The following is a 17647-nucleotide window of genomic DNA, read 5'->3' on the forward strand; positions in this document are numbered from 1 at the left end:
GCACGTTTCGGCCCTGTGTTAATCTATTTCGCCTCGTACATGCGACGTTCTGCCGCAGGCAGTGTTTTCGTCGCCGCCCGCTCTCACTGGAAAAAGGCAAGCCTATGCAGCGGCTGTATCGCAAGCGCATCGTTCTCGGCGTAGGGGGTGGCATTGCCGCCTACAAGAGTGCCGAGCTGATTCGCCGACTCCTGGAGCACGGCGCGCAGGTGCGCGTCGTAATGACCCGTGGTGGTGCTGAGTTCATCACCCCGCTGACCCTGCAGGCGCTGTCCGGCCACCCGGTGCACATGGATCTGCTCGACCCCGCCGCCGAAGCGGCCATGGGTCATATCGAACTGGCCAAGTGGGCCGACCTGGTACTCATCGCCCCCGCCACCGCCGACCTCATGGCGCGCATGGCCCAAGGCATGGCCGACGACCTGCTGACCACCCTGGTGCTGGCCACCGATGCCACCGTGGCCGTGGCGCCCGCCATGAACCAGGCCATGTGGCGCGACCCTGCCACCCAGGCCAACCTCGAACTGCTCAAGAGCCGTGGCATCCAGGTATTCGGCCCGGCCTCCGGCAGCCAGGCCTGTGGCGACGTGGGCCTGGGCCGCATGCTCGAAGCCACCGACCTGGCCTGGTGTGCCGCCGAAAGCTTCCAGCGCCAGGCGCTGACCGGCAAGCACGTGCTGATTACCGCCGGCCCGACCCAGGAAAACATCGATCCGGTGCGCTACATCACCAATCATAGCTCCGGGAAGATGGGCTTCGCCCTAGCCGAAGCGGCCGCCGAAGCCGGGGCTCGGGTGACCCTCGTCACTGGCCCTGTGCACCTGCCGACCCCCGACCGGGTCACGCGGATCGACGTGGTCAGCGCGCGGGACATGCTCGCAGCCTGTGAAGCCGCCATGCCGTGTGACCTGTTCATCGCCTCGGCAGCGGTCGCGGACTACCGCCCAGAGGTCGTCGCCACGCAAAAGCTGAAGAAGGATCCTACGACCGGCGACGGCATGCTGCTGCAGATGGTGCGTAATCCCGATATCCTTGCCACCCTCGCTGGCCGCGACGACCGCCCGTTCAGCGTCGGCTTCGCCGCCGAGACCGAACACTTGCTCGATTACGCCACGCGCAAGCTCAAGGACAAGAACCTCGACCTGATCGTCGCCAATGATGTGGCCAACCCCAGCATCGGCTTCAACAGTGAGGAGAATGCCCTGACCGTGATCGACCGCCAGCAGCACCAGACCCTCTTCGCGCAGACCAGCAAGGGCAAGATCGCCCGGCAACTGGTCGCCTTCATCGCCGAACGACTCAATCAGGTTCAATAAGTTACATGCACGCTCTTCAAGCCAAGATCCTCGACCCACGCCTGGGCACCGAATTCCCCCTGCCACAGTACGCCACCCCCGGCTCCGCCGGCCTGGACCTGCGCGCCCTGCTCAAGGAGGACACTGTCCTCGAGCCAGGCCAGACCCTGCTGATCCCCACCGGCCTGTCGATCTACATCGGCGACCCAGGCCTGGCGGCGATGATCCTGCCGCGCTCCGGCCTGGGCCATAAGCACGGCATCGTGCTGGGCAACCTGGTCGGCCTGATCGACTCGGACTACCAAGGTGAGCTGATGGTGTCGTGCTGGAACCGCGGCAACACGCCGTTCACCATCGCCGTCGGCGAGCGCATCGCGCAGCTTGTTCTCGTGCCTGTGGTACAAGCGCATTTCGACATCGTCGAGCAATTCGACGAGAGCCAGCGCGGCACCGGTGGCTTCGGCCATTCCGGCAGCCACTGAACCAGCTCACGAACGTTCAGGCCAAGGATGGCGAACTCTCTGACGAAACCACCGTCCAAGCGTTCAGTTTGCGCCAGCCCAGAAAGCCTTTGATTATGGAGTTTCCAGAGATGAACGATATGGCCCAACTGGTCCCCGCACTGCCTGACAGCATTTTCCGCGCCTATGACATTCGCGGCGTGGTCGGCAAAACCCTGCACGCCGAAACCGCGTACTGGATCGGCCGCGCCATCGGCGCCCAGACCCTCGCCCAGGGCGAGCCGCAGATCTCGGTTGGCCGCGACGGCCGCCTGTCCGGCCCGATGCTGGTCGAGCAGCTGATCAAGGGCCTGGTCGACGCCGGCTGCCACGTCAGCGATGTCGGCCTTGTGCCGACCCCGGCGCTGTACTTCGCCGCCAACGTGCTCGCCGGCAAGTCCGGCGTGATGCTCACCGGCAGCCACAACCCGTCGGACTACAACGGCTTCAAGATCGTCATCGCTGGCGACACCTTGGCCAACGAACAGATCCAGGCCCTGCTGACCCGCCTGAAAACCAACGACCTGACCCGCGCTGAAGGCAGCGTGCAGAAGGTCGAGATCCTCGAGCGCTACTTCCAGCAGATCGTCGCCGACGTCAAGCTGGCCAAGAAGCTCAAGGTGGTGGTGGACTGCGGCAACGGTGCTGCGGGCGTGATCGCACCGCAACTGATCGAAGCCCTGGGCTGCGAAGTGATTCCGCTGTTCTGCGAAGTGGATGGCAACTTCCCCAACCACCACCCGGACCCGGGCAAGCCGGAAAACCTCGAAGACCTGATCGCCAAGGTCAAGGAAATCGGTGCCGACATCGGCCTGGCCTTCGACGGTGACGGCGACCGCGTGGGCGTGGTGACCAACACTGGCAACATCGTCTACCCGGACCGCCTGCTGATGCTGTTCGCCCAGGACGTGCTGTCGCGCAACCCTGGTGCCGAGATCATCTTCGACGTCAAGTGCACCCGCCGCCTGACCCCGCTGATCGAACAGCACGGTGGCCGCGCACTGATGTGGAAGACCGGCCATTCGCTGATCAAGAAGAAGATGAAGCAGACCGGTTCGCTGCTGGCTGGCGAGATGAGTGGGCATATCTTCATCAAGGAGCGCTGGTACGGTTTCGACGACGGCATCTACAGCGCCGCACGCCTGCTGGAGATCCTCAGCAAGGCAGGGCAGGACGCCGAAAGCCTGTTCGCCGCGTTCCCAGACGATATTTCCACGCCGGAAATCAACATTGATGTGACCGACGAGGGTAAATTCAGCATCATTGATGCTCTGCAACGCGACGCCGACTGGGGCGAAGCCAACCTGACCACCATCGACGGTGTGCGGGTCGACTATGCCCGCGGCTGGGGCCTGGTCCGCGCCTCCAACACCACCCCGGTGCTGGTACTGCGCTTCGAGGCCGAAAACGACGCCGAGTTGCAACGTATCAAGGATGTTTTCCGTGCCCAGTTGCTGCGGGTTGCCCCTGAGCTGCAACTGCCGTTCTGACCGACTATCTGTTCCTGACAGGAGCCCTGCATGACCCTCGATCGCGATGCCGCTTCCCATGTAGCCGAGGTTTTGTCCGAAGCACTGCCTTACATCCGCCGCTTTGTCGGCAAGACCCTGGTGATCAAGTACGGCGGCAACGCGATGGAGAGCGAGGAGCTCAAGACCGGCTTTGCCCGTGACATCGTGCTGATGAAGGCCGTGGGTATCAACCCGGTGGTCGTGCACGGCGGTGGACCGCAGATTGGCGACCTGCTCAAGCGCCTGTCGATCGAAAGCCACTTCATCGACGGCATGCGCGTGACTGACGCGGCGACCATGGACGTGGTTGAAATGGTCCTCGGTGGCCAGGTCAACAAGGACATCGTCAACCTGATCAACCGCCACGGCGGCAGCGCCATCGGCCTGACCGGCAAGGACGCGGAGCTGATCCGCGCCCGCAAGCTCACCGTGAGCCGCCAGACGCCGGAGATGACCCAGCCGGAAATCATCGACATCGGCCATGTCGGCGAAGTGGTCAGCGTCAACACCGACCTGCTGAACATGCTGGTGAAAGGCGACTTCATCCCGGTGATCGCGCCGATCGGCGTGGGCGCCAACGGTGAGTCGTACAACATCAACGCCGACCTGGTGGCCGGCAAGGTGGCCGAAGCACTGAAAGCCGAGAAGCTGATCCTGCTGACCAACATCGCCGGCCTGATGGACAAGCAGGGTGAGGTTCTCACCGGCCTGACCACCGAACAGGTCAACGAGTTGATCGCCGACGGCACCATCTACGGCGGCATGCTGCCGAAGATCAAGTGCGCGCTGGAAGCGGTCCAGGGCGGAGTGAACAGCTCGCACATCATCGATGGCCGCGTGCCGAATGCGGTGCTGCTGGAGATCTTCACCGACAGCGGTGTGGGCACCCTGATCAGCAATCGCAAGCCTCGCTGATTGGTCTGCACTGGCCTCATCGCCCCACAAGGATCGCACCGAACCCTGTGGGAGCCGGCTTGCCGGCGATAGGGCCGATAAAGGCAACACAAACAAAAAAGGCGACCCGCAAAGGTCGCCTTTTTTGTTTACCAGGCCGGAATCAGATCCCGTACTGCGCCCGATAGGCCTCCACAGCCGGCAGGTGCTGCTTGAGCTGCGGGTCATCGGCCAGGAACTCCAGCACCTGAGTCAGCGAAACGATGCTGACGACCGGAATGCCGAAGTCCCGCTCCACTTCCTGGATCGCCGACAGCTCGCCGTTGCCGCGCTCTTCACGGTTCAGCGCGATCAGCACGCCTGCGGCCTTGGCCTGCTGGGCGTTGATGATCTGCATGACCTCGCGAATGGCGGTACCGGCAGTGATCACGTCGTCGATGATCAACACGTCACCGGCCAGCGGTGCGCCGACCAGGCTGCCACCTTCGCCGTGATCCTTGGCTTCCTTACGGTTGAAGCACCATGGCACGTCGAGCTGATGCTGATCGGCCAGGGCCACGGCGGTAGTGGCCGCCAAGGGAATACCCTTGTAGGCAGGGCCGAACAGCACGTCGAACGGTATCTTGCTGTCGACGATGGCTGCCGCATAGCAACGACCCAGTTGCGCCAGGGCGGAACCGGTGTTGAACAGGCCTGCATTGAAGAAATACGGGCTGGTACGCCCCGATTTCAGAGTGAACTCACCGAAACGCAGAACCCCACGATCGATGGCAAAACGAATGAAGTCGCGCTGATACGGCTGCATGGAAAGTCCCGGACACCACGGATTTAGCTAAATGGGTTGAGCTCGGGTATCATACACGCACGAGATTTTTGGGGCCATTTATGCGGATCATCAGTGTGAACGTGAATGGCATTCAGGCTGCGGCCGAGCGTGGATTGCTCAGCTGGCTGCAAGCCCAGAATGCCGACGTCATCTGCCTTCAGGATACCCGCGCCTCGGCCTTTGAACTCGACGACCCAGCTTTCCAGCTCGATGGCTATTTCCTTTATGCCTGCGATGCGGAGGTGCCCGCCCAAGGTGGCGTGGCACTTTACTCGCGCATGCAGCCCAAGGCAGTCATCACCGGCCTGGGCTTCGAGACAGCCGACCGCTACGGGCGTTACCTGCAAGCAGATTTCGACAAAGTCAGTATTGCCAGCCTGCTGCTGCCTTCGGGCATGAACGGCGACGAAGACTTGAACCAGAAGTTCAAGTTGATGGACGACTTCGCCAAGTACCTGGACAAGCAGCGCCGTAAACGCCGCGAGTACATCTATTGCGGCTCATTCTACGTGGCCCAGCAGAAGCTCGACATCAAGAACTGGCGTGACAGCCAGCAGTCGCCGGGCTTCTTGCCGCCCGAGCGTGCCTGGATGGATGCGATTACCGGCGACATGGGCTACGTGGATGCCCTGCGCGAAGTCAGCCGCGAAGGCGACCAGTACAGCTGGTGGCCGGACAACGAGCAGGCCGAGATGCTCAACCTGGGCTACCGGTTCGACTACCAGATTCTGACCCCAGGCCTGCGCCGCTTCGTGCGCAACGCTCGCCTGCCGCGTCAGCCGCGCTTCTCGCAGCATGCGCCGTTGATTGTCGACTATGACTGGACGTTGACCATCTGATCCCCTGAGGGCTGCCCTGCAGCCCTAATCGCCGGCAAGCCGGCTCTAACACATACAGCGCAGGCCTCAAGGCCAGTGGAGTACCTGTGGGAGCCGGCTTGCCGGCGATTGGGGACACAGAAAATCTACTTGATCGGCCGCCAGATCAAGGGATACCGATAAGGCTTCCCTTCATTGGCCCTGACCGCCGCAATGACGATCAGGATCAGCACCGCCACCATCAGCATGGCGAACAGCACCAGCCCGATGAAAACGAACATCAGCAAGAAACAGACGAACCCGGCAACGGTCACGCTGATCTGAAAGTTCAGCGCCTCTTTGCCCTGGGCATCGATGAAAGGGTCTTGCTCGCGCTTCAGGTGCCACAGCACCAGCGGGCCCAGCAGGTGCCCCAGGGGCACCACCAGGCCAAGCAGCGCGCTGAGGTGACAGAACATCGCCCATTGCCGCACATCGGCATTGGGCGGGGTGACCGACAGTTGAGGATCGCTCATGCCCCGCACCTCCCTGGCTGGGTTCAGTCGGCCAGTGCGGCCTTCTGCAGTTCGAAGATCTCGTCCATGCCCTTTTGCGCCAGCGCCAGCATGGCGTTGAAGTCTTCAGGCTGGAACGGCTTGCCTTCGGCAGTGCCCTGTACCTCGATGAAGCCACCGGCACTGGTCATGACCACGTTCAGGTCGGTTTCGGCGGCGGAGTCTTCCAGGTAGTCCAGGTCGAGCACCGCTTCGCCCTGGTACATGCCCACCGAAACGGCAGCGATCATGTGCTTGAGCGGGTTGCCGGCCTTCAGGCCACCACGTTTCTTGATCACCGCCAGGGCATCGCACAGGGCGACCATGGCGCCGGTGATCGATGCAGTGCGGGTACCGCCATCGGCCTGGATCACGTCGCAGTCGATGTACAGGGTGATATCACCCAGCTTGCTCATGTCCAGCGCAGCGCGCAGGGAGCGGCCGATCAGGCGCTGGATTTCCAGGGTGCGGCCACCCTGTTTGCCACGACTGGCTTCGCGCTGGTTACGCTCGCCGGTGGAACGCGGCAGCATGCCGTATTCGGCGGTCAGCCAACCTTGGCCCTGGCCTTTGAGGAAGCGGGGAACACCATTCTCGACGCTGACCGTGCAGACGACCTTGGTGTCGCCGAACTCGACCAGTACCGACCCCTCGGCGTGCTTGGTGTAGTTGCGGGTGAGGCGGATCGAGCGGAGCTGATCGGCGGCGCGACCACTTGGACGTTTCATCTGGGATACCTGTACTGGGATTTTGAATCTGCCAGCATTATAGAGCCCGCTGCCCGGCGAAGACATGCCTATTGTCGCGCCCCGGGACAGCCTGTCGCCTTTTCCCATCGTTTCAGCCTTGCTCTGTAACATGGCTGGATTGGGCGCCATGGCCCCCACTGCGCTACAATCCTGCGCCTTGCAGCCGTAAGGCTTCCCCCGTTCACTCCATCTACGCGAGGTACTCCCATGGTGCACAGCATGACCGCTTTTGCTCGTGTCGAGCGCGCAAGCAGCCAAGGCACCCTGGTCTGGGAACTGCGCTCGGTCAACCACCGCTACCTGGAACCCCACTTGCGCTTGCCGGACGCCCTGCGCGACCTCGAAAGCGCCGTGCGTGAGGGCCTGCGCCAGGGTCTGTCGCGAGGCAAGGTCGAATGCACCTTGCGCCTGCACGAAGACAGCAACGGCAAACCGCTGAAAGTCGACCGTGAGCGCGCCGCGCAGCTGGTCGCCGCCGCCGAAGAGGTGGCCGGCCTGATCAGGCAACCGGCACCGCTCAACCCGCTGGAAGTGCTGTCCTGGCCAGGTGTGCTGGTGGCCGATGCCAGCGACCCGCAGGCGCTGAATGCCGAAGCCGTGGCGCTGTTCGACGAGGCGCTGGCCGAACTCAAGGCCGGGCGCTTGCGCGAAGGCCAGGAGCTGGCCCGGCTGATCAACGAGCGCCTGGACAACATGGCCAGCGAGGTCACCACCCTGCGCGCCCTGGTGCCGCAGATGCTCGCCGCACAGCGGCAGAAGATCATCGACCGTTTTGGCGACCTGAAGGCCGAGCTCGACCCGCAGCGCCTGGAGCAGGAGATGGTGCTGCTGGCACAGAAGAGCGACGTCGCCGAAGAGCTGGACCGCCTCAGCACCCACGTCAACGAAGTACGCCGGGTGCTCAAGTCCGGTGGTGCCGCTGGCCGGCGCCTGGACTTCCTGATGCAAGAGCTCAACCGCGAAGCCAACACCTTGGGCTCCAAAGCCTTTGACCCCCGCAGCACGCAAGCAGCGGTCAACCTGAAGGTGCTGATCGAACAGATGCGTGAACAAGTACAGAACATCGAGTAAGGCCTCCCCTACCATGAACCACAGCAGCGGCACCCTTTATATCGTTTCGGCACCGTCGGGCGCCGGCAAGACCAGCCTGGTCACCGCCCTGACCAAGGACGACCAGCAGATCCGCGTCTCGGTCTCGCACACCACCCGCGCCATGCGCCCGGGCGAGCAGCACGGGGTCAACTACCACTTCGTGGTGCACGAGGAATTCAAGGCACTGATCGAGCAGGGCGACTTCCTTGAGCACGCCGAAGTGTTCGGCAACTTCTATGGCACCTCGCGCAGCGCGCTGCAGCAGACCCTCGACCAGGGCTTTGACCTGATCCTGGAGATCGACTGGCAAGGTGCCCAACAGGTGCGCAAGCTGATGCCCGAGGCGTTGTCGGTGTTCATCCTGCCGCCGAGCCAGGAGGCCCTGCGTCAACGTCTGGACGGACGTGGACAGGACAGCGAAGAGATCATCGCCGGGCGCATGAAGGAAGCAGTCAGCGAGATGGTGCACTACGACGAATACGACTACGTCATCATCAACGATGACTTCGGCGTGGCACTGGAGGAGTTGAAGGCGGTGTTCGTGGCCAACCGGTTGCTGCTGAAGAAGCAGCAGCAGCGAAACAGCGGGCTGCTGAAAGAACTTCTCTCCTGATAGACCGAAAGGGGCCGCTTTGCAGCCCCTTTCAATTATTCCTGCAGCTGCAAGGTCGCCTGCTGACGCAGGGTAGCCCCCAGGAAGTATGCCGGCGCGCGCATCCGCGACAGCAGCATCAGCACGATCCCCAGTACCGAGATGATCGCTGCAATCACGAACACCAGGCCCAGCCCACCCACATGCGAGCCACTGCCGAAGTCTGGCGAGGCGCTGTCGATCGCCGTACGCACGAAGATCACCGACAGGATCACCCCACCCACCAGCGGGCACAGACCACGCATGAAGAAGTGGCGCAGGCTGTCGAACAGGCTGTTGCGGAAGTACCAGACACAGGCAAACGCTGTCAGCGAATAGTAGAAGCAGATCATCATGCCCAGCGCGGTGATGGTGTCAGCCAGCACGTTCTCGCTCAGGGTACGCATGGTCACGTAGAACACGCCTGCAGCCACACCTGCACAGATAGTCGCGTAACGCGGCGTCTGTGAACGTGGGCAGACGCTGGCAAACTTCTGCGGCACCGCGCCGTAGTAACCCATCGCCAGCAGGGTGCGCGCCGGCGAGACAAAGGTCGACTGCAGAGAGGCGGCCGTACTGGCCAGCACCGCGATGGACATCAGGATCGCCAGCGGCCCCATGACCGGACCGGCCAGGTGGGCAAAGACGTTTTCCTGGATACGCGGGTTGTTCAGGCCCAGGCCGTCCTCGCTGATCCCGGCGAACTGCAGGGTAGCGATGGCGGTGAGCAGATACAGGCCGAGAATCAGCAGAACAGTCCAGGTCGCCGCCTTGCCCGGCACTTCCTCGCTGCCGATCGACTCTTCACTGACAGTCAGGCACACGTCCCAACCCCAGAAGATGAAGATCGACAACGACAATCCGGCCGCAAAGGCCGAGAACGACTCGACGCCGAACGGGTTGAACCAGGCCAGATCGAACGCCAGCGGTGGCGGCGCGGTGGTTTCGCTGAACGCGGCGAAGGCAAAGCCGATCAAGACCAGAAGCTGCAAGGCCACCAGGCCATACTGAACGGTCATGGTCGTGGTCATGCCGCGACAACAGATCCACACCGCCAAGGCAATGAACACGCAACACGTGCTGATGTTGACCAACAGGTTGTCGGCCAAAGCCGACAGCTCATGGTTGCCGGTGATCTGGGCGAGGAACAGGTAGAAGAAGTCGACCGCCACCCCTGCCAGGTTGGAGAGCACGATGGTGGTCGCGACCACCAGCCCCCAGCCGCCGATCCAGCCGATCATTGGCCCAAAAGCGCGGGCCGACCAGGTGAACGACGTGCCGCTGTCCGGCTCTGCAGAGTTCAGCTCGCGGTAACCGAGGGCGACCAGCAGCATCGGCAGGAAGCCGACGATGAAGACGGCTGGAAGGTGAGCACCGACCTCCCGCACGGTGGGGCCGAGGGCGCCGGTCAGGGTGTAGACCGGGGCAATGGTGGAAATGCCCAGCACCACGCTGGCCAACAGGCCAAGACGGCCCTTGGCCAGGCCTTTGCTGCGTTGAGTACTGCCCGAGTCGGCCGCGTCGGGTGGGCGGCCGGCTTCTGTGTAATTGCTCATGAGAAAATGCCGTAACTATTGGAATTGTTGTCACAGGCCCTGCAAGCAAGGCGCTTTCACTCATCGAAAGCTTGCGATTCGGGGTTAGTCATCCAGGACTTTCGTGTCACGCTCCTTCCGTGCAGCGTATGCATTGCAGGCCTCGCGAAACGCCTGGAATAGGCTCCGCGAAACCGGGTTTTCGGCGAAACGCCATTCCGGGTGCCACTGCACACCGAGCACGAAGCCCGGGGCGTCAGGCATCGACACCGCTTCGATCAGGCCATCCGGCGCCCGTGCTTCGACCCGCAGAGATGGGGCCAGACGGTCGATGCCCTGGCTGTGCAGCGAGTTGACCTCGAACTGCGCTGCCAGGCCCAAGCGCTCGAACATCCCGCCAGGTGTCACGCTGACAAGGTGCCGAGGGCCGTATTGCACCTCCAGGGGCGCCTCTTCCGGTTCACGGTGATCCAGGTAACCGGGCAGCTCCTGCACGCGCTGGTGCAGGCTGCCACCCAGGGCCACATTCAGCTCCTGGTAACCACGGCAAATGCAGAATACCGGCACGCCGGCGGCAATCGCGGCCTGCAGCAACGGCAAGGTCAACCGATCACGCGCGAGGTCGTGCCGGGTACCTTCCGCGCTGGGGGCGCCATTGTAATGATGCGGCTCGATATTTGAAGGCGAGCCGGTAAAAAGAATGCCATCGAGCGGGTCCAGCAGCGCCCGGGTGTCGCTGCCCCCGTCACGCGCCGGCAGGATTAGCGGTAGCCCGGCAAACCCTGCCGCCTCGACATACTTGTCGCCAACCGTGTGCGAGGAGTTCTTCCCAACCTGCTGGCGGCAGGCGCTGATACCGATCAAGGGGACAGCTTTTGCGCTCATGGGCTTACACCGTGTGCAGGTACCAGTTGTACTCGAGGTCAGAGATCGACACTTCGAACTCGGCCAGCTCGCTTTCCTTGCAGGCGACGAAGATATCGATGTAGTCCGGGCTGATGTATTGGTTGAGGACTTCGCTGTCATCCAGTGCGCGCAGGGCGTCGCGCAGGTTGTTCGGCAGGCTCTGCTCCAACTGCTCGTAGGAGTTGCCTTCGATCGGCGCGCCCGGCTCGACCTTGGTGGTCAGGCCATGGTGGATGCCGGCGAGGATCGCCGCGAGCATCAGGTACGGGTTGGCATCGGCGCCGGCCACGCGGTGCTCGATGCGCACGTTTTCGCTGCTGTCGGTCGGCACGCGAACCGCCACGGTGCGGTTGTCCAGGCCCCAGCTCGGCGCATTGGGCACGTAGAACTGCGCACCGAAGCGGCGGTAGGAGTTGATGTTCGGGCACAGGAAGGCCATCGACGCCGGCATGGTTTCCAGTACACCGCCGATGGCATGGCGCAGCGTATCGCTTTGCAGCGGGTCATCGCTGCTGAAGATGTTCTTGCCGGTTTTCTTGTCCAGCAGCGAGATATGCACGTGCAGACCGTTGCCCGCCTGGCCCGGGTAGGGCTTGGCCATGAAGGTGGTGTCCATCTCATGGTCGTAGGCGACGTTCTTGATCAGACGCTTGAGCAAGATCGCGTAGTCGCAGGCCTTGAGCGGATCAGCAACGTGGTGCAGGTTGACTTCGAACTGCGCCGGGGCGCTTTCCTTGACGATGGCATCGGCCGGCAGACCCTGCTCCTTGGCCGCTTCCAGCATGTCCTGCAGGCAGTCGGCATATTCGTCGAGGTCGTCGATCAGGTAGACCTGGGTCGACTGCGGGCGCTTGCCGGAAATCGGCGAACGCGGTGGCTGCGGGCGACCGTTGAGGTTGTCCTGGTCGATCAGGTAGAACTCCAGTTCGAACGCGGCGCAGATATCCAGGCCCAGGTCGTCGAACTTGCTCACCACCTGACGCAGCACTTCACGCGGGTCGGCGAAGAACGGGGCGCCGTCCAGCTCGTGCATGGTCATCAGCAACTGGGCGGTCGGGCGCTTTTGCCAAGGCTCGTCGGACAGCGAGCCGGGGATCGGGAAGCAGATGCGGTCAGCATCGCCGATGTCCAGGCCAAGCCCGGTGCTCTCGACGGTCGAACCGTTGATGTCCAGCGCGAACAGCGACGCCGGCAGGTTGATACCCTTTTCGTACACCTTGTGCAGGCTAGCCCGCTCGATGCGCTTGCCACGTACCACGCCGTTCATGTCGGAGATCAGCAGATCGACGTACTGGGTGTCCGGATGGGCCTGGAGGAAGTCTTTCATCTCGCTGGAAGAACTGGCGCACGGGTTAACCGACGTCATGGTGTACATCCTTTGAAGGTGCTGCGGCGATGTGGGGATACGGCTGGCGCCACACGGGCGACGATGGTTGCAGCTGTTGTTCTTTTCACTTTTCCCATCGTGGGGACTGGTTACCCGACCGGGCGCATTGATTCCCGGGGGCCGTTTCACTATAAAATGGCCGCAACGCAACAGACATTGGCAATTCGGCAAGCAGAGCGTGCATCAATGCAATATCAGATTACCCACGCCGACCTCTCCCTGGTCCTGGCCCTGGAACGTGGTCGCTCGTTGGCCAAGGCCGCCGAGCTGCTCAAAGTCGACGTTTCCACGGTGTTCCGTTCGATCCGTCGCCTCGAGTCGGCGCTCGGCACCGCGCTCTTCGTCAAGAGCCGCAAAGGCTACCTGCCGACCGATACCGCCCAGGCCCTGGCCGAGCAGGCCGAACGCGCCGAGCAGGCGCTGGATGCCGCGCGCATTGCCATGAGCAGCGGTGAACAAGTGGTCAGCGGCACCGTTCGTCTGACTTGTACCGAAGCGGTGATGCACAGTCTACTGCTGCCGGCGTTGGCGGACTTCATGCCGAATTACCCGGCCTTGTCGCTGGAGATGGGCACCTCCAACACGTTCGCCAACCTCAGCCGACGCGATGCCGATATCGCTCTGCGGCTGACCAATACCCCCCCAGAGCATCTGGTCGGGCGCTGCCTGGGCTCCACGTCCTATGTGATCTGCGGTCAGCTCCAGTGGCGCGAACGCCTGACCGAATCAGCCGGCAGCGTGCCGTGGATTGCACCGGACGACTCGATGCAGGACCACCCCACGGTGGTCTGGCGCAACCAACAGTACCCCGGACTGAGCCCGCGTTATCAATGCAGCAGCATGTCGACCATCGCCCAGCTGGTGAGTACCGGGCTTGGGGTGGCGGCGTTGCCTGACTATATGGTCGATGCCTTGCCTGGCGTCGAGGCGCTGAGCGGGCCCTTGCCCGGTTGCGATACCCAGCTGTGGTTGCTGACACGGCCGGATTGCCGGGCATTGCGCTCGGTGCAGACGTTGTTCGAGGAGCTGACGCCGCGGTTGCGGGATGCCATGTTGTAAGGGTGTTGTGTTTCCGGGGCCGGAAACGTTATCGTCGAGTTCAAGCATTCAAGGTGTCTGTTGCGGCCCTTTCGTCGGCAAGCCGGCTCCCATGGGTATCGCAGTGTTCTTGGCAACTGTGGGCGCTGGCTTGCCAGCGATGCAGCCACCGCAGGTCCACCCGGTAAAACAGCGCTTCCCTATTGGCTGGTGATTTTTTAAACTATCGAGTCCGCCTGCCCATATTGGGCTGCACGCCCATCGCATTTGCTACTGAGGAAGACCATGGCCCGCGTAACTGTTGAAGACTGCCTGGAACACGTGGATAACCGTTTTGAGCTGGTCATGCTCTCGACCAAGCGCGCCCGTCAGCTGGCTACCGGCGGCAAAGAGCCGCGCGTAGCGTGGGAAAACGACAAGCCGACCGTGGTCGCCCTGCGCGAGATCGCCGAAGGTATCGTCACCCCTGAGTTCATCGCCGCCGAAGAGATCGTCACCGAGGATCCGGTCTTCGCCGCGTTCGAGGACGAGAACAACGAGGCTGTCTGATCCATGCCTGGTCGACGTCGCGCGGCACAAGGCCCTCTTCCTCGGCAAGAGGTGAAACCATGCCGGGCATAGAAGTCTTAGCCGAACGGCTGTCGACCTACCTGGGCCCCGAACAGGTCAACCTGGTTCGCCGGGCCTACTTTTACGCCGAACAGGCGCACGATGGGCAGCGCCGCCGTAGCGGCGAGCCCTACGTGACCCATCCGCTGGCCGTGGCCAGCATCCTCGCCGACATGCACATGGACCATCAGAGCCTGATGGCGGCCATGCTGCACGACGTGATCGAAGACACCGGCATCGCCAAGGAAGCCCTCAGCCAGCAGTTTGGCGAGACGGTTGCCGAACTGGTCGATGGGGTCAGCAAGCTGACCCAGATGAACTTCGAGACCAAGGCCGAAGCGCAGGCCGAAAACTTCCAGAAGATGGCCATGGCCATGGCCCGCGATATTCGCGTGATCCTGGTCAAGCTGGCCGACCGCCTGCACAACATGCGCACGCTGGAAGTGCTGTCCGGCGAAAAACGCCGGCGCATCGCCAAGGAAACCCTGGAAATCTACGCCCCCATCGCCAATCGCCTGGGCATGCACACCGTGCGCGTTGAATTCGAGGACCTCGGTTTCAAGGCCATGCACCCGATGCGCTCGTCGCTGATCCACCGGGCAGTCAAGAGCGCACGCGGCAACCGCAAGGAAATTGTCGCCAAGATCGAACACTCGCTGGCCAACTGCCTGGCTGCCGACGGCATCCAGGGCGAGGTCAGCGGCCGGCAGAAACACCTCTATGGCATCTACAAGAAGATGCGCGGCAAGCGTCGCGCCTTCAACGAGATCATGGACGTGTATGCCTTCCGCATCATCGTCGACAAGGTCGACACCTGCTACCGCGTGCTCGGCGCCGTACACAACCTGTACAAGCCCCTGCCCGGCCGCTTCAAGGATTACATCGCGATTCCCAAGGCCAACGGCTACCAGTCGTTGCACACCACCCTGTTCGGCATGCACGGTGTGCCCATCGAAATCCAGATCCGCACCCGCGAAATGGAAGAGATGGCCAACAATGGCATCGCCGCGCACTGGCTGTACAAGTCCAACGACGACGAACAGCCCAAGGGCAGCCATGCCCGCGCACGTCAGTGGGTCAAGGGCATCCTTGAGCTGCAGCAGCGCGCCGGCAACTCGCTGGAATTCATCGAGAGCGTGAAGATCGACCTGTTCCCGGACGAGGTCTACGTCTTCACCCCGAAAGGGCGGATCATGGAGCTGCCCAAAGGCTCCACCGCCGTCGACTTCGCCTACGCGGTACACACCGACGTCGGCAATAGCTGCATCGCCTGCCGCATCAACCGGCGACTGGCGCCGTTGTCCGAACCACTGCAGAGCGGTTCGACGGTCGAGATCGTCAGCGCCCCTGGTGCGCGGCCGAACCCGGCCTGGCTCAACTTCGTGGTCACCGGCAAGGCGCGCACGCATATTCGCCACGCGCTCAAGCAGCAACGCCGCTCCGAGTCGATCAGCCTTGGCGAACGCCTGTTGAACAAGGTGCTGACCGGATTCGACAGCAGCCTGGAACAGATCCCTCAGGAGCGCATCCAGGGCATTCTGGCCGAATACCGCCTGGAACTGATCGAAGACCTGCTCGAAGACATCGGCCTGGGCAATCGCATGGCCTATGTGGTCGCCCGTCGCCTGCTGTCGGCCGAAGGCGAGCAGCTGCCGGCCCCGGAAGGCCCGCTGGCGATCCGCGGCACCGAAGGCCTGGTCCTGAGCTACGCCAAGTGCTGTACACCGATCCCTGGCGACCCGATCGTCGGCCACCTGTCTGCCGGCAAGGGCATGGTCGTGCACCTGGAGAACTGCCGCAATATCAGTGAAATTCGCCACAACCCAGAGAAGTGCGTGCAACTCTCCTGGGCCAAGGACATCACCGGCGAATTCAATGTCGAGCTGCGCGTCGAGCTCGAGCACCAGCGCGGCCTGATCGCGCTGCTGGCCAGCAGCGTCAATGCCGCCGACGGCAACATCGAGAAGATCAGCATGGATGAACGCGACGGTCGTATCAGCGTTGTCCAACTGGTGGTCAGCGTGCACGACCGCGTGCACCTGGCTCGTGTGATCAAGAAGCTGCGTACGCTGACCGGCGTGGTCCGCATCACCCGCATGCGTACGTAGTCCGCCAACCGCAAGGAGTCATCATGAGCAAGACCGTCATCAACAGTGACAAGGCCCCAGCCGCCATCGGTACCTACTCGCAAGCGATCAAAGCTGGCAATACCGTGTACATGTCCGGCCAGATCCCGCTGGACCCGAAAACCATGGAACTGGTCGAAGGCTTCGAAGCCCAGACCGTACAGGTGTTCGAGAACCTCAAGGCCGTTGCCGAAGCCGCTGGCGGTTCGTTCAAGGACATCGTCAAGCTGAACATCTTCCTCACCGACCTGAGCCACTTCGCCAAGGTCAACGAGGTAATGGGCCGTTACTTCGAGCAGCCTTACCCAGCCCGCGCCGCCATCGGTGTTGCCGCGCTGCCGAAAGGCTCCCAGGTCGAAATGGACGCCATCCTGGTCATCGAGTGATGCCGCTGGTGACGGGCGCCCTGCCCGTCACCTTCCTGTTCAAGGTTACCCCATCATGCGTCAAGCACTGCCCCTCGCGCTGGCAGCCCTGCTTCTGAGCGGTTGCGCCAGCCACAAACCCGAAGATTTCAACGGCACCTGGATCAACCAGAATGCCATCAAGGCCGCCACCAAAAGTGGCAACCTGCGCCAAGCCCTGAACGAGCATGGCCCGGTATTCGAGTGGAAGCTCGACGTGGCCAATCAACAAGCCAGCTTCAGCAATGGTTTCGAGGCCGCCGACGGCCAGTTGAGCGCCAACGACAAACAATGGCAGGCCACCTTCCAGGGCGGCCAGACCGAACAGCTGGCACTCGATGGCAATGAACTGAAAACCACCGACTCGTCTGGCGTCGAACAGACCTTCGTGCGCGCCAAGCAACCGGGCAATGCGCCACTGGGCGGCAGCTTCGAGAAAGCGCTGTACCAGGCGTACCTGGGCGGTGAGTGGAAGATTGTCGAAGGCCAGGGCACCGGTAGCAAGGTGCACTTCGCCGACAACGGCAGCGTGACCGGCTTGCCGGGCCCGGACCGCTACGCCCTGTGCCTGGCCGGCGACTGCGCCAGCATGGGTGGCAGCAACGACAGCCTGTGGCTGGAGCGCAACCAGCGGGGCGCACCGTTCATCTTCAAACGCGAGGGTGACAAGCTGGAGATTTTCCAGGCGGTGAACCGTGCGAAGCCGGATGAGATGCCACAATTGGCTGCCGGTAATCGTCAGTGGGTGCTGGAGCGCTAGTTTCAGGTCTGGGCTGATTTCATTGGCCCTATC

At 62.7% G+C, this 17647-nt stretch carries 17 protein-coding genes and 1 pseudogene; 12 read left to right on the forward strand and 6 right to left on the reverse strand.

The genetic code is table 11. The annotated features are described in order from the left end of the window. Positions 1 to 104: 104 nt before the first annotated feature. The 4 genes and pseudogenes from coaBC to argB all read left to right on the forward strand — a co-directional run bounded on the left by coaBC (position 105) and on the right by argB (position 4221). On the forward strand, positions 105 to 1316 hold the full coding sequence (coaBC, locus tag ACIPZG_RS11685) for a bifunctional phosphopantothenoylcysteine decarboxylase/phosphopantothenate--cysteine ligase CoaBC (protein ID WP_008091572.1): 1212 nt from the start codon (positions 105 to 107) through the stop codon (positions 1314 to 1316). A 5-nt stretch (positions 1317 to 1321) separates the two neighbouring features. Then, positions 1322 to 1777, forward strand: coding sequence for a dUTP diphosphatase (dut, locus tag ACIPZG_RS11690; RefSeq protein WP_008091574.1), 456 nt, complete (start codon positions 1322 to 1324; stop codon positions 1775 to 1777). A gap of 131 nt (positions 1778 to 1908) precedes the next feature. Then, positions 1909 to 3285: pseudogene (locus tag ACIPZG_RS11695) on the forward strand (phosphomannomutase/phosphoglucomutase); the annotation flags it as partial. A 30-nt stretch (positions 3286 to 3315) separates the two neighbouring features. Next, positions 3316 to 4221: an acetylglutamate kinase gene (gene argB, locus ACIPZG_RS11700; protein ID WP_008091578.1), complete on the forward strand. Its 906-nt coding sequence runs from the start codon at positions 3316 to 3318 to the stop codon at positions 4219 to 4221. Positions 4222 to 4363: 142 nt separating this feature from the next. Here the strand turns inward: argB and pyrE are convergent, their stop codons facing one another. Beyond that, positions 4364 to 5005, reverse strand: a complete 642-nt coding sequence (pyrE, locus tag ACIPZG_RS11705) for an orotate phosphoribosyltransferase (protein ID WP_008091580.1) — start codon at positions 5003 to 5005, stop codon at positions 4364 to 4366. Between the two features lie 80 nt (positions 5006 to 5085). Here pyrE and ACIPZG_RS11710 point away from each other — a divergent pair, with 80 nt between their 5' ends. Then, positions 5086 to 5865, forward strand: coding sequence for an exodeoxyribonuclease III (locus tag ACIPZG_RS11710; protein WP_008091582.1), 780 nt, complete (start codon positions 5086 to 5088; stop codon positions 5863 to 5865). A gap of 125 nt (positions 5866 to 5990) precedes the next feature. Here the strand turns inward: ACIPZG_RS11710 and ACIPZG_RS11715 are convergent, their stop codons facing one another. Next, positions 5991 to 6359 (reverse strand): DUF4870 domain-containing protein, encoded by a 369-nt coding sequence (locus tag ACIPZG_RS11715; RefSeq protein ID WP_008091583.1) that lies wholly within the window; start codon positions 6357 to 6359, stop codon positions 5991 to 5993. 23 nt (positions 6360 to 6382) lie between these two features. Further along, positions 6383 to 7105, reverse strand: coding sequence for a ribonuclease PH (rph, locus tag ACIPZG_RS11720; RefSeq protein WP_008091585.1), 723 nt, complete (start codon positions 7103 to 7105; stop codon positions 6383 to 6385). 228 nt (positions 7106 to 7333) lie between these two features. Here rph and ACIPZG_RS11725 point away from each other — a divergent pair, with 228 nt between their 5' ends. Together ACIPZG_RS11725 and gmk are read left to right on the forward strand one after the other, a co-directional pair. Further along, positions 7334 to 8197, forward strand: coding sequence for a YicC/YloC family endoribonuclease (locus tag ACIPZG_RS11725; protein ID WP_400713679.1), 864 nt, complete (start codon positions 7334 to 7336; stop codon positions 8195 to 8197). A gap of 13 nt (positions 8198 to 8210) precedes the next feature. After that, complete coding sequence (gene gmk, locus ACIPZG_RS11730) at positions 8211 to 8831, forward strand: guanylate kinase (RefSeq protein ID WP_400638682.1); 621 nt, start codon at positions 8211 to 8213, stop codon at positions 8829 to 8831. 35 nt (positions 8832 to 8866) lie between these two features. On the opposite strand, the gene ACIPZG_RS11735 is transcribed toward gmk, so the two are convergent. The 3 genes from ACIPZG_RS11735 to ACIPZG_RS11745 all read right to left on the reverse strand — a co-directional run bounded on the left by ACIPZG_RS11735 (position 8867) and on the right by ACIPZG_RS11745 (position 12617). Further along, the gene (locus ACIPZG_RS11735; protein ID WP_400713682.1) at positions 8867 to 10405 is read right to left on the reverse strand and encodes an APC family permease; all 1539 of its coding nucleotides are present in this window, start codon (positions 10403 to 10405) and stop codon (positions 8867 to 8869) included. Between the two features lie 84 nt (positions 10406 to 10489). Further along, positions 10490 to 11269 carry a gamma-glutamyl-gamma-aminobutyrate hydrolase family protein gene (locus ACIPZG_RS11740; RefSeq protein WP_400713685.1) on the reverse strand — a complete coding sequence of 260 codons (780 nt, stop codon included), beginning with the start codon at positions 11267 to 11269 and terminating at the stop codon, positions 10490 to 10492. A gap of 4 nt (positions 11270 to 11273) precedes the next feature. Beyond that, entirely contained in the window at positions 11274 to 12617 is a 1344-nt protein-coding gene (locus ACIPZG_RS11745) for a glutamine synthetase family protein (protein WP_400714084.1), read from the reverse strand. Positions 12618 to 12863: 246 nt separating this feature from the next. Here ACIPZG_RS11745 and ACIPZG_RS11750 point away from each other — a divergent pair, with 246 nt between their 5' ends. From ACIPZG_RS11750 to ACIPZG_RS11770, 5 genes are all read left to right on the forward strand, one after another. Next, positions 12864 to 13736 (forward strand): LysR family transcriptional regulator, encoded by an 873-nt coding sequence (locus tag ACIPZG_RS11750; protein ID WP_400713687.1) that lies wholly within the window; start codon positions 12864 to 12866, stop codon positions 13734 to 13736. Between the two features lie 264 nt (positions 13737 to 14000). Beyond that, positions 14001 to 14264 carry a DNA-directed RNA polymerase subunit omega gene (rpoZ, locus tag ACIPZG_RS11755; RefSeq protein ID WP_008091595.1) on the forward strand — a complete coding sequence of 88 codons (264 nt, stop codon included), beginning with the start codon at positions 14001 to 14003 and terminating at the stop codon, positions 14262 to 14264. A gap of 59 nt (positions 14265 to 14323) precedes the next feature. After that, the gene (spoT, locus tag ACIPZG_RS11760) at positions 14324 to 16432 is read left to right on the forward strand and encodes a bifunctional GTP diphosphokinase/guanosine-3',5'-bis pyrophosphate 3'-pyrophosphohydrolase (protein WP_008091596.1); all 2109 of its coding nucleotides are present in this window, start codon (positions 14324 to 14326) and stop codon (positions 16430 to 16432) included. Between the two features lie 23 nt (positions 16433 to 16455). Beyond that, positions 16456 to 16836, forward strand: coding sequence for a RidA family protein (locus tag ACIPZG_RS11765; protein ID WP_003253379.1), 381 nt, complete (start codon positions 16456 to 16458; stop codon positions 16834 to 16836). A 55-nt stretch (positions 16837 to 16891) separates the two neighbouring features. Next, a complete protein-coding gene (locus ACIPZG_RS11770) occupies positions 16892 to 17614 on the forward strand; it encodes a hypothetical protein (RefSeq protein ID WP_400713690.1) in 723 nt (240 codons plus the stop codon). The last annotated feature ends 33 nt before the right edge of the window (positions 17615 to 17647 follow it).

This window comes from Pseudomonas sp. NPDC089395, from assembly GCF_044749525.1.
Classification (GTDB): domain Bacteria; phylum Pseudomonadota; class Gammaproteobacteria; order Pseudomonadales; family Pseudomonadaceae; genus Aquipseudomonas.

Bases quoted from the DNA above. Each gene is read 5' to 3' on its own strand.
- coaBC (WP_008091572.1), top strand. From the start codon at position 105: ATGCAGCGGCTGTATCGCAAGCGCATCGTTCTCGGCGTAGGGGGTGGC.
- dut (WP_008091574.1), top strand. From the start codon at position 1,322: ATGCACGCTCTTCAAGCCAAGATCCTCGACCCACGCCTGGGCACCGAA.
- argB (WP_008091578.1), top strand. From the start codon at position 3,316: ATGACCCTCGATCGCGATGCCGCTTCCCATGTAGCCGAGGTTTTGTCC.
- pyrE (WP_008091580.1), bottom strand. From the start codon at position 5,005: ATGCAGCCGTATCAGCGCGACTTCATTCGTTTTGCCATCGATCGTGGG.
- ACIPZG_RS11710 (WP_008091582.1), top strand. From the start codon at position 5,086: ATGCGGATCATCAGTGTGAACGTGAATGGCATTCAGGCTGCGGCCGAG.
- ACIPZG_RS11715 (WP_008091583.1), bottom strand. From the start codon at position 6,359: ATGAGCGATCCTCAACTGTCGGTCACCCCGCCCAATGCCGATGTGCGG.
- rph (WP_008091585.1), bottom strand. From the start codon at position 7,105: ATGAAACGTCCAAGTGGTCGCGCCGCCGATCAGCTCCGCTCGATCCGC.
- ACIPZG_RS11725 (WP_400713679.1), top strand. From the start codon at position 7,334: ATGGTGCACAGCATGACCGCTTTTGCTCGTGTCGAGCGCGCAAGCAGC.
- gmk (WP_400638682.1), top strand. From the start codon at position 8,211: ATGAACCACAGCAGCGGCACCCTTTATATCGTTTCGGCACCGTCGGGC.
- ACIPZG_RS11735 (WP_400713682.1), bottom strand. From the start codon at position 10,405: ATGAGCAATTACACAGAAGCCGGCCGCCCACCCGACGCGGCCGACTCG.
- ACIPZG_RS11740 (WP_400713685.1), bottom strand. From the start codon at position 11,269: ATGAGCGCAAAAGCTGTCCCCTTGATCGGTATCAGCGCCTGCCGCCAG.
- ACIPZG_RS11745 (WP_400714084.1), bottom strand. From the start codon at position 12,617: ATGAAAGACTTCCTCCAGGCCCATCCGGACACCCAGTACGTCGATCTG.
- ACIPZG_RS11750 (WP_400713687.1), top strand. From the start codon at position 12,864: ATGCAATATCAGATTACCCACGCCGACCTCTCCCTGGTCCTGGCCCTG.
- rpoZ (WP_008091595.1), top strand. From the start codon at position 14,001: ATGGCCCGCGTAACTGTTGAAGACTGCCTGGAACACGTGGATAACCGT.
- spoT (WP_008091596.1), top strand. From the start codon at position 14,324: ATGCCGGGCATAGAAGTCTTAGCCGAACGGCTGTCGACCTACCTGGGC.
- ACIPZG_RS11765 (WP_003253379.1), top strand. From the start codon at position 16,456: ATGAGCAAGACCGTCATCAACAGTGACAAGGCCCCAGCCGCCATCGGT.
- ACIPZG_RS11770 (WP_400713690.1), top strand. From the start codon at position 16,892: ATGCGTCAAGCACTGCCCCTCGCGCTGGCAGCCCTGCTTCTGAGCGGT.